General features: G+C 70.2%; 14 protein-coding genes. 6 read left to right on the forward strand and 8 right to left on the reverse strand.

The genetic code is table 11. From position 1 onward, the window contains the following. The first annotated feature begins 55 nt into the window (after positions 1 to 55). From AB0C12_RS24230 to AB0C12_RS24245, 4 genes are all read left to right on the forward strand, one after another. On the forward strand, positions 56 to 916 hold the full coding sequence (locus AB0C12_RS24230) for a sulfotransferase domain-containing protein (RefSeq protein ID WP_360551502.1): 861 nt from the start codon (positions 56 to 58) through the stop codon (positions 914 to 916). A 3-nt stretch (positions 917 to 919) separates the two neighbouring features. Continuing rightward, entirely contained in the window at positions 920 to 1,843 is a 924-nt protein-coding gene (locus AB0C12_RS24235; RefSeq protein WP_360551504.1) for an alpha/beta fold hydrolase, read from the forward strand. A gap of 219 nt (positions 1,844 to 2,062) precedes the next feature. Next, positions 2,063 to 2,551, forward strand: a complete 489-nt coding sequence (locus AB0C12_RS24240; RefSeq protein WP_360551506.1) for a DUF3887 domain-containing protein — start codon at positions 2,063 to 2,065, stop codon at positions 2,549 to 2,551. Between the two features lie 26 nt (positions 2,552 to 2,577). Beyond that, positions 2,578 to 3,843, forward strand: a complete 1,266-nt coding sequence (locus AB0C12_RS24245) for a serine hydrolase (RefSeq protein WP_360551508.1) — start codon at positions 2,578 to 2,580, stop codon at positions 3,841 to 3,843. Here the strand turns inward: AB0C12_RS24245 and AB0C12_RS24250 are convergent, their stop codons facing one another. Then, positions 3,844 to 4,662 (reverse strand): hypothetical protein, encoded by an 819-nt coding sequence (locus AB0C12_RS24250; RefSeq protein ID WP_360551510.1) that lies wholly within the window; start codon positions 4,660 to 4,662, stop codon positions 3,844 to 3,846. Positions 4,663 to 4,720: 58 nt separating this feature from the next. Here AB0C12_RS24250 and AB0C12_RS24255 point away from each other — a divergent pair, with 58 nt between their 5' ends. Beyond that, positions 4,721 to 5,740 carry a PIN domain-containing protein gene (locus AB0C12_RS24255; RefSeq protein ID WP_360551512.1) on the forward strand — a complete coding sequence of 340 codons (1,020 nt, stop codon included), beginning with the start codon at positions 4,721 to 4,723 and terminating at the stop codon, positions 5,738 to 5,740. A gap of 14 nt (positions 5,741 to 5,754) precedes the next feature. Here AB0C12_RS24255 and AB0C12_RS24260 read toward each other — a convergent pair whose 3' ends face one another. From AB0C12_RS24260 to AB0C12_RS24275, 4 genes are read right to left on the reverse strand one after another with little or no spacing between them, the layout of a single operon-like run. Further along, positions 5,755 to 6,057 (reverse strand): hypothetical protein, encoded by a 303-nt coding sequence (locus AB0C12_RS24260; RefSeq protein ID WP_360551514.1) that lies wholly within the window; start codon positions 6,055 to 6,057, stop codon positions 5,755 to 5,757. A 31-nt stretch (positions 6,058 to 6,088) separates the two neighbouring features. Continuing rightward, entirely contained in the window at positions 6,089 to 7,354 is a 1,266-nt protein-coding gene (locus AB0C12_RS24265; RefSeq protein WP_360551516.1) for a WXG100 family type VII secretion target, read from the reverse strand. Continuing rightward, complete coding sequence (locus tag AB0C12_RS24270; protein WP_360551518.1) at positions 7,351 to 7,680, reverse strand: hypothetical protein; 330 nt, start codon at positions 7,678 to 7,680, stop codon at positions 7,351 to 7,353. The genes AB0C12_RS24265 and AB0C12_RS24270 overlap by 4 nt, the downstream gene beginning before the upstream one ends. Further along, on the reverse strand, positions 7,677 to 8,060 hold the full coding sequence (locus AB0C12_RS24275) for a YbaB/EbfC family nucleoid-associated protein (protein WP_360551520.1): 384 nt from the start codon (positions 8,058 to 8,060) through the stop codon (positions 7,677 to 7,679). Before AB0C12_RS24275 ends, AB0C12_RS24270 begins: the two co-directional genes overlap by 4 nt. Before the next feature lie 70 nt (positions 8,061 to 8,130). Between AB0C12_RS24275 and AB0C12_RS24280 the strand changes: the two genes are divergently transcribed. Next, positions 8,131 to 8,709 carry a phage tail protein gene (locus tag AB0C12_RS24280; protein ID WP_360551522.1) on the forward strand — a complete coding sequence of 193 codons (579 nt, stop codon included), beginning with the start codon at positions 8,131 to 8,133 and terminating at the stop codon, positions 8,707 to 8,709. 53 nt (positions 8,710 to 8,762) lie between these two features. On the opposite strand, the gene AB0C12_RS24285 is transcribed toward AB0C12_RS24280, so the two are convergent. From AB0C12_RS24285 to AB0C12_RS24295, 3 genes are read right to left on the reverse strand one after another with little or no spacing between them, the layout of a single operon-like run. Continuing rightward, on the reverse strand, positions 8,763 to 9,239 hold the full coding sequence (locus AB0C12_RS24285; protein ID WP_360551524.1) for a hypothetical protein: 477 nt from the start codon (positions 9,237 to 9,239) through the stop codon (positions 8,763 to 8,765). 4 nt (positions 9,240 to 9,243) lie between these two features. After that, the gene (locus tag AB0C12_RS24290; protein ID WP_360551526.1) at positions 9,244 to 13,458 is read right to left on the reverse strand and encodes a hypothetical protein; all 4,215 of its coding nucleotides are present in this window, start codon (positions 13,456 to 13,458) and stop codon (positions 9,244 to 9,246) included. Further along, the gene (locus tag AB0C12_RS24295) at positions 13,455 to 14,468 is read right to left on the reverse strand and encodes a hypothetical protein (protein WP_360551528.1); all 1,014 of its coding nucleotides are present in this window, start codon (positions 14,466 to 14,468) and stop codon (positions 13,455 to 13,457) included. Before AB0C12_RS24295 ends, AB0C12_RS24290 begins: the two co-directional genes overlap by 4 nt. Between the last annotated feature and the right edge of the window lie 60 nt (positions 14,469 to 14,528).

Here is a 14,528-nt window from a genome sequence, read left to right on the forward strand (position 1 = left end):
GGCCCGCCGAGCGGGCGACATTTACCCACTTCGCAGATGGGAATTGTGGTCAGCGATGATCGGCCGCGCCGTGATGTACACCAAACAGCACACGCCCAATTCCCTGCGCGTCGCGGCTCGGCGAACGCAGCTCGAAGCGCACAACGCGCGGCTGCGGCTCACGGTGCCGGTCGTCGCCCGAAGCGAATACGACAACGTCTATCACTGCGCGGTCCGCAAGACGGCCAGCCAATGGATAAAAGCCCTCTTCGGAGATCCGACGGTCTATCGCTACTCCGGTCTGCTGCCGTACGACCCGCGGGCCTACCGGTGGCGGCACCCCCGGCCCTTCCCGCCAGACCGGATCGTCTCGTCGCTGTTCATCTCCCGCCGACGCTTCCGTGACCTGCCGAAACCCGAGCGCCACCGGGCGTTCTTCGTGTTGCGCGACCCCCGCGACATGGTCGTCTCGAGCTACTTCTCCACCCGCAACTCGCATGCGCCGATGGGTGATATCCCGCAGGTCCGGAAAGTGCTGCGCGAGAAGTCGGTCAAGGACGGACTGCTGTATCTCATCGATCATCACGCCGGGCGGGGCACATTCCGGGCGCTGCGCTCCTGGGCGGCCGCGGCTGAATCAGATGCGATACCGCTGTTCCGCTACGAGGACCTGACCGGAGACCAGCAGCGCGATGAGATCGACCGGATGATGCGGCACTGCGGCATTGTCATCCCGCCGGCCGAGCTGACCGATCTGCTTGCACGATACAGCTTTTCCAGAATGCGCAAAGGCTCGGAGGACGAGACCCGGCCGTCGCATTACCGCAAGGGTCTGCCGGGCGACTGGCAGAGCCATTTCGACGACGACATCCACGAAGCCTTCGCCGCCGCCACGGGGGACCTGGTCGAGATCCTCGGTTACCCCGCACGCACCTGAGGGGTGATCCTGGTGACCGGCCCGCGGTATGTCGATCGCTCGCTGGCTGGATCGGTGACCGTCCATGAGGATGCGGGGATGGAACGCTTCACCAGCGAGGGCCTCAGCTTCGAGGTGACCGACACGCGCGCTGCCGGTGGCACCGGTACGGCGGAAGTGGTCGTGCTGCTGCACGGCTTTCCGCAGGACCGGCACTGCTGGAACGCGGTGACGCCGGCCCTGACCGACGCAGGCTACCGCGTGCTCGCCCCCGACCAGCGCGGCTACTCCGCCGGTGCCAGGCCGGCGGGCCGCCGGGCGTACGCGATCTCCCGGCTCGCGGCGGACGTGCTGGCCCTGGCCGATGCCGCCGGCGCGGAACGCTTCCATCTTGTGGGTCACGATTGGGGTGCGGCCCTGGCCTGGTACGTGGCCGGCCACCATCCCGACCGGGTGAGCTCGGTGGTCGCCATGTCGGTACCCCATCCGGAGGCGTTCCTGAAATCGCTTACCTCAAGCAGTCAGTTTCTGCGCTCCTGGTACATGGCTGCCTGGCAAGTGCCGTGGCTGCCCGAGTTCCTGCTCTCGCGCCGGAACGGTGACGCGATGCGGGCCTCTCTGCGCAGCTCCGGGCTCGACTCGGAGAGCGCGGCCCGCTACGCCGCCAGGGCTGCCGACCGGGCTGCTGTGCAGGCCGCGATCAACTGGTATCGGGCCATACCGTTGGGGCTGCGGGAACGGACCGGCCGCATCGAGGTGCCCACGCTCTTCATCTGGAGCGACGGAGACCGCTTCATCTCCCGGGTGGCCGCCGAGCTTTGTGGACGCTACGTCGACGGTCCCTACCGGTTCGAGACGCTTGCCGGGGTGTCCCACTGGCTGCCCGAGCAGGCGCCCGCGCAAGTGGCCACGCTCCTGGTGCGGCATCTCGCGACTCATCGGACCTGATCTTTCCGTGCCTATTCCGTGCGGCGTCGGCACGGATTAGTATTACGTGCTGTGGATTGCGAATACTGCGGTAACCCGCTCCCGGCTCGCCTTGGACCTGGTCGTAAGCAGCGATTTTGCAACTCGACGTGCCGCAGTGCGGCCCGTCGACAGCGCGAGGCTGTCAATTCTTCCTTGACATCTCCGGGCGTCGGCGGCACTCTCGGAGAAGTACAGGCTGTGCACCGGCAGGTGCTCGAAGCCCAGGACTCCCTGCGCGCCGCGGTCGATCGGGCCCGGGCCGAGGGTCATACCTGGCAGGAGATCGGAGACGTCTTGGGCACCACGCGGCAGGCGGCGTTCCAGCGGTTCGGGCGACCCGTCGATCCGCGTACGGGTGAGCCGATGTCGGCCGGGATCCTGCCCGGCGCGGGCGACAAGGCGCTCGACCTGCTCACCCACCTCGCGGCCGCCCGGTTCGACCGGGTCCGCGGGGACTTCGACGAGACGATGCGGCGGGAGCTCGACACCCAGGCGCTCGCTTCCGTGTGGGCGGTGGTCGTGGGCAGCGTCGGCGCGTTCGAACGGTTCGGCGATCCGGTGGTGCACGCCGCCGGGGAGTTCACGGTGGTCGACGTCCTGATGCATTTCGAGGCCGGGCAGAGCACAGCCCAGGTGAGTTTCCGTCGCGAGGGGACGGTGGCCGGGCTGTTCATCCGGCCGGCCTGACCTCGCCCGTACCCCCGGGGGTTCTGATGGTCCGGAGAATTGTCGCGGTCCTCGCGGCACTGACGCTGATGCTCGGTCTGCCGGCCGCGCCCGCCCTGGCCGCCTCGCCGGCCGAGACCCAGTTCGCCTGGTTGATCGACGCTTCGGCCCGGTTGCCGGTGCCGGCCGACGAGTTGGCGCAGCACCTCGACCAGGCCCTGCTGGCCGCCGATCTGAACGAGGCGCTGCGCCCGGTGGCGCCGTTCACGCCGGCCGAGGTCATCTCGTCGTCACCGACGCAGCTGCGGCAGCTCGTGACCAGTCCCGCCGGCACTCTGCTGATCAGCCTCACCGTCAACCCGTCCGGCTTGATCACCGGACTGCGCCTGACCCCGTACCTCCCGGCCCCGACCACCTGGACCGCCGTCGACCGCAGCCTGCGCACGCTCGCGCCGCGGGTGTCCTTCGCGGCCATGCGGATCTCGCCGGCCGGCTGCCGGCTGGTGCACGGCAAAAATCCCGACACGGTACGGCCACTCGGTTCCGCCTTCAAGCTGTACGTGCTGGGCGCTCTCGCCGAGGCCGTGAAGTCCGGCCGGCTGTCCTGGGACACCGAGTTGCCGCTGAACCCGGCCTGGAAGTCGCTGCCGTCCGGCGTCATGCAGAACGAGCCGGACGGCACCGTGCACACCCTCGCCGAGTACGCCGACCACATGATCGCCATCAGCGACAACACGGCCACCGACCACCTGATCCACCGGGTCGGCCGGGAGGCGGTGCGGCGGCAGTTCACCCGCTTCGGCAACTCGGCGCCGAACGCCCCGGTGCTGACCACCCGCGAGTTCTTCGTGCTCAAGGGGTGGCACTACCCGGCCGCCGCGGCGTCGTACGCCGCCCTGAGCCCGGCCCTGCGGGCGCGGATGCTGCCGCTGCTCGACCGGGTCCCGCTCACGTCGATCACCGCCTGGCCGAACCCGCGGATGATCGACAAGGTGGAATGGTTCGGCTCACCGGTGGACATGTGCCAGGCGTACGCCGGCCTGTGGCAGCAGCGCGACCCCGCGGTGAACGCGGCTCTGACCATCAACGACGGCGGTGTCGCCCTGCCCACGGCGGAGTTCCCGACCGTGTGGTTCAAGGGCGGATCGGAGCCCGGCGTGCTGACGCTCAACTACTTCGCCCGCGCCGCCGACGGTGACCTCGTCACGGCGAGCCTGATGCTGTCCGACCCGGCCCGGCCGCTGGACGAGGCCTCGGTCGCGCCCCAGGCTGTGGCCCTGCTCCGGGGAGCACTCCAGCTCACCGCCGGCTGATCAACGGCCGGCCCGGCCCGGGAAGCGCTTGCCGATCGGCCGGCGGTGCCCGGGGCGGGGAGCCGCCACCGGCGCGGCGGTGGCCCGATACCGGCGGGCATCTTCGGCCACCGTCTCGTCGGCGTCGTTCTCCAGCGCCTGCCGGATGTGCGGCGGGGTGACGGCCGACGTGGCCAGCGAACGCCGCACCTCCACCGACCGGTCGTTGACCAGGGCCCGCAGGTCCGCCTCGTCCAGCGGCAACGCCCGGACCAGCGCGGCGCGGACATCGGGCGACGAGTCCTGGGCCAGCGCGTGCCGGTGCTCGGCGGTGGTCTGCTCGTTGATGGCGAGACCCTTGCGCACCCGGACCGTCCGGTCCTGGAGGAGAGCGGCGATGACGTCCGGGTCGAAGGTGTGACTGGCCAGCCGCTCCCGCACCTCGGGGGAGGCGTCCTTGACCAGGATCGCGGCCAGCTCCGGCTCGAGCTCACCCATCTCGGCGAGCAGCCCGCGCAACTCCTTGTCCTGCGCCTTCACCATCACCTGGCGGACCCGGGCATCGCAGGACGGGTTGGCCGCGACCGCCCAGCGCACCCACCGGTCGGCGTCACCGACGAGGCGCAGCAGGTTGCCCTGACTGGTGGCCGGATTCCCGGCGACCGCCTGCCGGACAGTGCGGTCACGATCACGGGCGAGCGGCCGCAGCGCCTCCGCCGGCGCGTCCGGCCGGGCGGCGACGGCGGCGCGAACCTGAACGGAGGGGTCGGAGGCCAGCTCGTAAAGCGTCGCGGCGGCGGTCGTACGGTCCTGCGCGAGGGCGAGCCGGTCGTTTTCCATGGGCGGGATCCTCTCACGCTTCGTCCGCGGGGCTCTCCGGCATGCGTACGCTGACCGGGTGGATCACGAAGAGCGCATCGCGATGTTCCTGGACTACGAGAACCTGGCCATCAGCGCCCGTGACCACCTGGGCGGCATGCCCTTCGAGCTGCGCCCGGTGGCCGACGCGCTCGCCGAGCGGGGCCGGGTGGTGGTCCGCCGGGCGTACGCGGACTGGTCGTACTTCGACGAGGACCGCCGCATGCTGACCCGCTCGCACGTCGAACTCATCGACATCCCGCAGCGGATGGGCGCCTCCCGCAAGAACGCGGCCGACATCAAGATGGTGGTGGACGCGCTGGAGGTGGCGTTCGAGCGGTCGTACATCTCGACTTTCGTGCTGTGCACGGGCGACAGCGATTTCACCCCACTGGTGCACAAGCTGCGCGAGCTCAACAAGCGGGTCATCGGGGTGGGGGTCGAGAGATCAACATCGAAGCTGCTGCCCCCGGCGTGCGACGAGTTCCTCTATTACGACCGCCTCGAGGGCGTGGAGATCCCGGCGGTGGTGGTCCAGGAGCCGCAGCCGGCGCCGAGCGAGCCGGTACGGGACGTGGAGACGCTGTCGGCTCTGGTCGCGCAGACGGTGGCGGGACTGCAGCGCAGTTCCAGCGGGACGGTGACCGCTTCGACGCTCAAGCGGACGCTGCTGCGGAAGGACCCGACCTTCAACGAGGCGGACTACGGGTTCCGGGCGTTCGGGGAAATGCTGCGCTACCTGGCCGGGCACAACGTGGTCGAACTGATCGGCGGCGGCTCGGCCAAGGGCGACCCGGAGGTGGCGCTGCCGGAGCACGGGGACCGGGAGGCGGCATTCGCGCTGCTCCGCGGCGTGGTCTCCGACCTGGCGGGAAGCACCGGCGCAGCGGCCCTGTCCGGCCTGAAGAACCAGGTCCGCAAGGTGGCGCCGGACTTCAGCGAGAAGAAGCTGGGCTACCGCAGCTTCCTCCAGTTCTGCAAAGCAGCAGCGACAAGCAACGCGATCGACCTCAAGTGGAGTCCCGAGGCCGACGACTACCTGATCACCCCCAAGTCGTAGGGCTGACGGCGCTCTCAGTAGTAGTAGGCGTGGGCAGTCTCCGGGGCCTTCCCCGCTCGCCGGTACGCGCGCATGATCGCGACGACCACCTGAGCGAACAACCGCCGGTCCACGCCGGCTGCGGTGCCCGACGGTTCGTCCTGCGCCGGATCGAACAGCAGATCCCCGACCGGCCGGCCGGTGCTGTCCGCCGGCCGGATTCGCCGCGAGGAGACCTCAAAGGTCACGAACCCGGTCTGTTGATCGGCCTCCCACCGGTACAGCACCACTGCGCCGGTCGGGTCACCGTGTGCCCAGATGCCGATCGAGGCGGTCATCGCCGGCACCGCCCAAAGTCACCGAGCACTGTCAGTCCCTTCGCTGATAGCCGACGCCGTCCCGAGCAGCGGCTTCAGGGTCCCACGTGAAGCCGGCCTCGTTCGTGGCGGCGTGCGCACGCCGGTAACTCTGGTCACCGGTGCTGGCCATGTACTCCGCCTCGAATCGCTCGTGCCGCAACAGGTCGATGTCCGCCGGGTGAGGATTTCCCTCAGCGAGCCGCTGCCACGCCTCAGCCATCCGAGGATTGGCGTCGAAACGGGCGACGGTGCTTTCACCGTACGAATCGAGCACGTGCTCGTCACGGAACACGTGATTCTTGATCCTCGTGATGTCGTCGGCGCTGAAACCGTACTCGCGTGCGCTTGCGGCCACCGCCGGAAGCTCGTCGTCGCCGGCCCGGATCGCGTCGTAGGCCTGCTCCGGCCAAGCGTCCTCGAAGTCGATGTCGCCGCGCGGACGCCGCAGCTCACCCCCGGTCTGGCGCGCTGCGGACGTCGTGTCGGACGCGGCTGCGGTCGGATCGGAACGGCTGAGCTTTCGGAGTGCCTCTTTGAGCCCGTCAAGAACGCCGGTCAGGTCATCGAGCTTGCCGCTGAGCCGCCGCAGACTGCTGATCAGTGCTCGAAGAAAACCCTGGATCCGGTCGACCCACTTGGCGACCAGCGCGGCCACCTGACCGATGACGACCGGGGTTGCGATGCCGAGAGTCAGACCTGCCTCCGCGAGCCATTGCGGCAGGCGAGCGGCGAGCGTGGCCACGAACTGGGCGATCAGTTCCCGGACGATGCCGCGGACCAGGCCGACGAGCTGACCGGCGCCCTCGACCGCGGACGAGATCGCCTGGGAAGCCTGGGCCATGCCGCCCAGGACCTCAGCCTGCTGGGCCGCGTGACTGCGATAGGCATCGCCGGAGGCCCCTGACCAGCCGGCCGTCTGCGTTCGCACGGCGTCGGCATATCGCTGTTGGGTGGCGGTCGTGGCCGCGGCGACGTTGCGCCAGGTGGCAGCGTGGGCGGCAATCTCGTCGGGCTGGCCCGCCAGCCAATCCAGCGCATCCTTCAGCGGCTGTACGTGCTCCATCAGCCAGCCGACGCCCCAGGCCACCAGTGAACCGAGGGGATCAACGACCAGGCCGAGCATGTCCAGACCGCCGCTGACGCCACCCAGCGTGCCGTCCACCCAGCTGCCGTTCTGGATGCCGCTGTTGATCTGTACGGCGTCCTCGACCAGGCTGAGGCCCGTGTACCAGGTGGTCGAGCTGTGCGCTTGAGCGACCAGCGGGTTGTCGGTCACAGCGGCAGTTCGATGCCGGGGCCGCCGGCTGCGTCCATTCTCCGGGCATTGCCGGAGTCGGTGGCCGTCATGTCGGCAGCGGTCTTCCGGAGGTTCAGCGCGCTCTCTGCGACGGCGTCCACCGCTTGATTCATGACCTCCGTCATGGTGCCGAACAGCGGACTCAGCAGTGCCGGCAGGAATTGGCAGAGTTGGCCGTAGGCCTGGCTGTCCATGACGACCTCGCCCGCTGCCGCCCGAGCTTGAGCCATGGCGTCGGAGGCCTCGCTCACCGCGTCGGCATGCTGCAACACCGCCTCGGCCGCAAACTCGACGTCCGCGCTCACCGGTCGTCCTCGCGCTCGGCCGGGGGAAACCGGGTGTCGAAGGAACGGATCACCGCGCGTCCCGTTTCGGTGTCCGCGCCGACGGTGTCCTGCACGTCCTCAGCCACACGGCGGGAAAGGGCCGCCTGAGCACGCCGTATCACCGCCATGATCCCCTCGGCCAGTCGAGGGCCGGCCAGCTCGTGGACTCGCTCGTTGAGCTCGAGGCGCTCGACCTGACCGGCCGAGCCGACCGTCACCCGGATCGCGCCGTCGCGCCCTTCCGCCGTACTGGTCAGCGCGGCCACGCGGCGCGACAGCTCGACGCTGCGTGCCGCTTGGGCGTTGGTCTGCCCGACCCAAGCGTCCAGCCAGTCTTCAGCAGCATCGATACCGTTCACGGCCACCACCCTCGTCGATGTCCTGTCCAGGCTAGCGATCCCGTACGGGTCGCTCGCCTTGGCAGTGACCGTGAACTTCTCGGCGTTCCGGCCCGCGATGGCAGCGAACGCTACCTGGAACGAGCACGCACACCGCTACGCTGATGACGGCCCGATCGGGACGAGCCGACACGCGGAGGTAGCTGTCATGTCTTATGCGGTGGACTTCGGCACCGTTTCGACCGTCGGCCTGGAGTCGTCGCCGGTGGCGGATGCGCTGGCCGGTCTGCGGGCGAACGAGGCCCGCTATTTCAAGAACAAATACGACCACACCTTCACGGTGGAGCCCGCGAGTGAAGCGCAGCCGACCATCGCCTGGGTGAACCGCATTCTCGAGGAGGAGCGCGGCCTGGTCATCTCTTCGCCGCCGCTCGAGGCGACGGCTTTCCAGGTCGAGAACATCCGAATGGCCTACGTCTTCTACGAGAACGGCCTGTCGATCAACGTGATGTACACGCTCGACGACGGCGGGAAACGGGCGGTCGGCTTCAAGCTCTCCGACGGCATGGACGTTCCGGAGGAGCTCGGGGCGTTCAAGTTCGCCCGGCAGAAGTCGAAGCTGGCCGGCACCATCCGCGGCTCCTATTTCGTCATCAAGAAGGAGTACTGAGAGCGCCGGCCGGATGGTCACAGCCACCCGGCCGGCGCTCTGCTTTCCGTGCCCTATCGCACCGGCAGCGATTCGATGAACCGGTGCACAGTTGCCGCGTCGCTGGGCACGATCCGGTTGCGGATGTCGCTGCCCCGCTCGATGTCCAGGCGCACGGTGGTGTGCTCCCATTCGCCGTCCCGGGTGAACGTCTCCGCGTACGACGAGTCGCCGCTCGCGGCATCCCATTCGCGCAGGACACCTATGGGTTCGTCGCTCGGATCGTCGTCCCGCACCAGGATGGAGTACCGGAAGGCGATCTTCTTCTCCCGGCGCTCGCGGATGCGGGCGGCTGCCTTCCGCGAGACCGACCGCAGCCGGTACGGCACCTCGCCGGACTCGATCTGGTCCAGCAGGGTGGTGCGCACCCACGCCGCGTCGTCGTTGAGCCGGGTGATGCCGTACGGCCCGGCGCCCTCGACGACCCGGACGACAGTGACGGGATCCTTGGCGTCGTGCCGGTCGTCGGTGACCGCGAAGTACTGATTCACCTGATCACCTTCCCAGGGCGAAGTCGAGATCGTCGGCCCCGTCCGGCAGATCGGCGTGCGACCACATCTCCGTGGACAGCTCCTTCGCCTCCTGCTTGGTCAGGCCCCATTCTCCGGTGTCGCCCGGGTCGCCCTCGGGGAGCCGCTTGATCTCGTAGTAGAGGTGCTCGCCCTTGTTGATCCAGAAGCTGTCGGGGGTGTGGAACTGGAGCTCGAACAGGTGGCCGGTCTCCGGATCCCGCCAAGTCAGGTTGATGCCCTTGTAGTTGCCCATGCTGCCGTTCCAGCCGTTCTTGACCTTGGTCAGCTCGTAACCCTTGGCCTTGAGCGCCCGCACGGTCTCCTGCACTCCGGAGACGTAGCGCTCCACCTCGAACAGCGTGGTGTACCGGATGTTGTCGCCGATCCCCGCGACCAGCTCCGTGGGGGTCAGGTGCGGGTTCTTCTTGCGGTCGGCGGCCAGCTTGCGCTTGAGCGAGTCGGCGCCCTTCAGCCGGAAGTCGTAACCCTCCCGGGACGAGCCCGGGACCGTCTGGATCAGCTCCTGCACCCGGTGGGTCAGGCTCCGCGGGCCACCGCTGACACCCTCTTCGACCTTCTTGGCCGCCGCGAGCGCCGCGTCGGCGGCCGCGTTGTCAGCCGCGTTGAGGGTGAGGGGGACACCGTTCTCCTGGTTGTACCAGCTCCCGTCGGGCTGCGTGCCGTTGCAGGGCACCGCCGCGGCGGCTTTCGCTGCCGTTGCGGCCTTCGCCGTCTTCGCCGCCGCGAGCAACCGGCAGGCGGCCGGCGTCTCGGGCAGGTCGACGTCGTGACTGGGCTTGAGCACCAGATCACGGATCTTGACGACCCCGTTCTCGACCGAGACCAGGCCCCCGTCGAAGTGCACGACGGCACCCTCGAGCTCGCCGACCGGCGCGTCGAGGCGGGCGGTGGTGGGACCGACCTTGTAGATCTTGTCGTCGATGAGGGCGATCGCCTCGTCGAACTTCGCGACGCCGTTCTCCAGCCGCAGCCCGACACCGGTGATCTTGGCGATCCGGCCCGCGGGCGCGCCCGGCACGTCGGCCACGCGCAGGGCGAACCGCTCCAGCCGGCCCAGGCCGCCGGAGAGCCGGGTGACGCTGAAACGCAGCAGGTTGCTGAGCCCGCCGAGCGTCTTGTTGAGCGCCCCGCCGACCTCGCCCACGCCCGGAATCGCGAACGAGGCGACGTCGAACAGGGTCAGCCCGAACGCCTTGCCCGGGTTGTCGCGCCACTCGGAGATGTGGATCAGCTCGAGCGGGTGCTCGCGGAGCATCTTCGGCATCTGCCGCAGACCCTCGACGGTCTTGCCGCAGTTGTTGCGGAAGTAGTCGCCGCTGAGGCCGACCACGATCCAGCTGCCGCAGTCCGCCAGCGCCTTGAGACCCGTGACGAAGCCCTTGGCCCCTTCGAGCAGGCCGGCGCCGACCTGGACGAAGAAGTCCTGCACCTTGTCGCCGTTGGCCTGCGCCGCGTCACAGGCGGGCTTGTCACCCGTGTAGCACTTGGCCAGCAGGGCGATGTGGTTCTTGCTGGCGTCCAGCGCCGTACGCAGGTGCGGCTGCACCAGGTTCCACAGCTTCTCGCAGGCGGCCGTCATCGCGGCCTGGCACTTGAGGTAGTTGAGGATGCCCTCCTCGACCTTGTCCTCGAACTCCTGCTGCTCGCGCAGGATCGCGTCCTGCTTGGCCTTCTCGTCCTGCAGGCCCTTGAGCGTGTCGCCGAGCTTCTTGGCCTGGGTGTGGATGCTCGCGGTGGCTCCCTTGGCCCACGCGTACGCCCGGTCGATGCTCGCCGACGCCCGGCCCGCGCTGGCCGCGGCCAGGCTGGCCGTCTGCGCCGCGTTGTCCGCGATGCTGGCTTCCCGCCACGCCACCGACTCCCAGTTGGTGGCGGTGCGGGCGGCCACGGTCGCGCTGTTCGCGTCGTTGGTGGCGGCCACCGCGGCCTCGTACGCCTTGTTGGCCGCGACGATCGCCGTCTTCGCCGAATCGACCGCCCGGGCCACCGACTCGTACGCCGGCTTGATGTCAGCGGCCGCGTCCTGCGCCTGCTCGCCGGCGTGGGTCGCCGCCGCCTCGGCTTCGGCCGCGCGCTTCGCGGCCGCCGCGGCCTGCTCCTGAGCCAGCACCAGCGACTCGGACGCGACCGACAACGCGTCCCGCGCATCGGCGTTGACCGCGGCGAACCGAACGGCGATGTAGCTCGCGGTGCCGGCCCGGTCGACGGTCAGCTGAGCCAGCGCGGCGGCGCTGCCGGACGCGTTGCCGGCTATGTCCGCCTGCACGATGGCCTGGCCGGCCTCCTGCACGGCGGCCCCGGCCTCGTCCGCCACCCGGTCCGCGTTGACCCGGGCGGCCTCCGCGGCCTGCACACTGCCGACCGCGGCCTGCCCGGCCTTGTCCGAGGCGCGCCGGGCGGTCAGCGCGCTCTGCTGCGCCGCCTTGGCCGCGTTGCGGGCCACCTTGGCCGCGGCACTGGCCTTCTCGGCCTCGTCGCGGGCCGCGTTGGCGGCCGCCCGCGCCTTGTCCGCCCAGGCCAGCGCCGCGTGGTACGCGTCGCGGGCCCGGTCGGCCTGGATCTGCAGGTCCCGGGTGGCCTCGTCGGCGTCCTTCCCGGCCGCCTCGGCCTCATCGCGGGCCTTCTGCAGCGCCGCGGTGATCGCGTTGTACTCCTGCTCGGCCGCATAACACCGGTTGGTGGCCGCCGAGAGTTCCTCGCCGGCCCGGTTGACCCGGTCGATCGCCGCCTGTTCCCGCTGAGTGGCGTCGTTGGCCGCCAGCTGGGCCGAGGCCGCGGTCTGGGCCTGGGCGACCGCGTTGTCGGACGCCCGCTGCGCGTCGGCCCGCAGCTGCTTGGCGTTGTCCGCGTGCTTGCGGGCGTCGGTGGCGGCGCTCTCGGCGACGCCGCGCTGGTCCTTGGCCCGCTTGGCCGCGGCCTCGGCGATCTTCTGTTGCTGCTTGGCCACGGCCGCCTGGTCGGCGGCCACCTTCTCCTGGTACTTGGTCTCGGCCAGCCAGCGGGCCGCGTTGTTCGCGCGCAGCGTCGCGTTCTGGTCGGCGTCCAGGGCCAGGCTGTCGGCGAGCGTCGCGGTGGCGGCCGCGGCTGCCGTCGCGGCGGCATGCGCAGCCGCCTGCGCGGACAGGCCGACCGCGATGGTGACCTGCGCCCAGTCCTGACCGTGGTCCTGCCCGGACTCCTTCAGGTCCTTGGCCGCCACCTGCACCCGGGCGATGACGGCGTTCATCTGCGTCGCCGTCTGGCTGGCCCGGGTCGCGCCGGCGATGGCGTCGGCCTTGTGGGCCTCCAGCAGAGCCGTGCGGCCCCGCCCGCCGCTCGGGCGCTGCATCCGGTCCTGCTCGAAGACCTGCTCCGCGGCGTTGGCCGCACCGGCCGACTGCCTCATGGTGAGCAGTGCGTCCTCGAGGTACCGCAGGCCGTCGATGTTGGCGGCCACGATCTCGGCCCGCGCCTGGGCCCCGGCCGCGGCGGCCCCGGCGGCCGCCGTCAGGTCGTCCAGCGTCTGGTTGCGCAGCTCGATGGCGAGCCGGACGCGTTCGCGGTTGTCCCAGTCGGTCTTGTTGGCCACCGCGTAGCCGGTGGTGTAGAACTCGGCGATGACCGCCGGATCCCCGGAGGCGAGGGCCGCGCCACCCTCGGCGACGACGGTCGGTCCGCCGATCGTGATCATCAGCTCGACGCGCTGGTAGATCCGCTCCCGCTCGGCGGCTGTGTCGGCGACCGGGTGGTCCAGCCGGTCGGCGATCTCGTAGCCGTACGCCACGAATTCGCTGATCGCGTAGTCGCCGCCGGTCAGCGCCAGGTTGGCGGCCTTCTTGACGTTGTTCCCGCCGGTGCTGGCCCAGGTCTTGACCTGGTTCTTCTCGCGGCTCTTGCGCTGGGCGGCGGCCGTGCGGGCCTTGGCCCAGCCGACCTCCACGAAGTCCGCCACGGCCTGCGTGGTGCCGGCCGCCAGGGCTGCGGCGGCCGCTGTACGGACCTCCGGCTCGGCCGCGTAGACCGCGATGTCGGCGACGCTGTCGCGATACCAGTCCGCTTCTTCCTCGGTCCAGTCGACGGCATCCGCCGCGACGGCCGCCGGCTTCGGGTCGGCGTGCGCCGGCCCGGTCACGACCGTGCCGGCCAGCGAGAAGCCGAGGACGGCGGTCAGGGCGACGTGCAGTATCCGCCGGCTCATCGCTCGTCCATCTCCTCGGCGATCCGGGCCCACTCGGCGGTCTGCTGCTCGGCCCAGCGGACCGCGTCCTGCCAGGCCGTGACGTTGGTGCCGGCCCGAGCCACCACGGCGGACCAGTCCTGTTCGGTGGTGGCGCCCCGGGCGTACTCGGCCACGGCGGTCCACTTCTGCGCCTGCTGGGCTGCCCGGTCGCGTTCGGCGGCCCAGTTCTCGCTGGTGCCGGTGGCCGCGGTCGCGACGGCGTGCCAGGCGGCGACAGTCTCGGCGTGCAGCTTCTCGGCGGCCTCCCCGCTGGCCCCGGCCTCCTTCGCCGCCGCGGTGAGGGCCGCCTGCTGGAGCTGCGCCAGCCGTGCGTTCCCCTTGAGATCCAGGTCGCTGATCGCGAGCTTGTACGCTTCGTCGTCGAGTCGCGCCCCGGCGACCCAGTAGTACTTGAAGAAGTCGGCGATGTCCGCGTCCGTACCGCCTTCGACCGCCGCGGCCGCCGCTTGCTGGACGTGCAGCCCCGGGTCCGTGTCGGCGAGGGAGGCGACGAAGTCACGGTCCGCCTGGTCCTGCTTCGCCACCTCCTCCTCGTGCTGGTGCTGACCGGACTCGTCCAGCTCCCGGGCGATGGCCAGCCCGGTACGGACGAAGTCGTCCTTCTCGTCGTGCGTCGCCGCCAGCGCGCGCTCGCATCCGATGTGGACAGCTGAATCCGCGGGCGAGATCCGGAACCAGTAGTTGATCTCCGCGATGTTGGCGCGTTCGAAGGCGGCCGCACGGTTGATGGCCGCGTTCAGGCCGGTCTTGAGGAACTTGGTGACGGCGTCGGGGTCTTTCTTGTCGTTGAACGCCACGGCGGCGGCGGAGCGGACCTCCCAGCGGCCGTCGGACATGGCCCGCCACTGGACCCGGTCCCGGTCGGCCTGGCTGGCGGCCGCGACCGCCGGTGTCTGTGCGAAGAGCAGGGTGAGAACGGATGCCAGGGCGACCAGCAACATCCGGCCCCGGGTGTCGACCTTCAACATGGGGTGCCTCCTGACGGCACGCTGAAACGGCGGCCCGGGGCATGCCCCGGGCCGGCGAAG

The sequence above is a fragment of the Actinoplanes sp. NPDC048967 genome (genome assembly GCF_040649415.1).
In the GTDB taxonomy this organism is placed as follows: domain Bacteria; phylum Actinomycetota; class Actinomycetes; order Mycobacteriales; family Micromonosporaceae; genus Actinoplanes.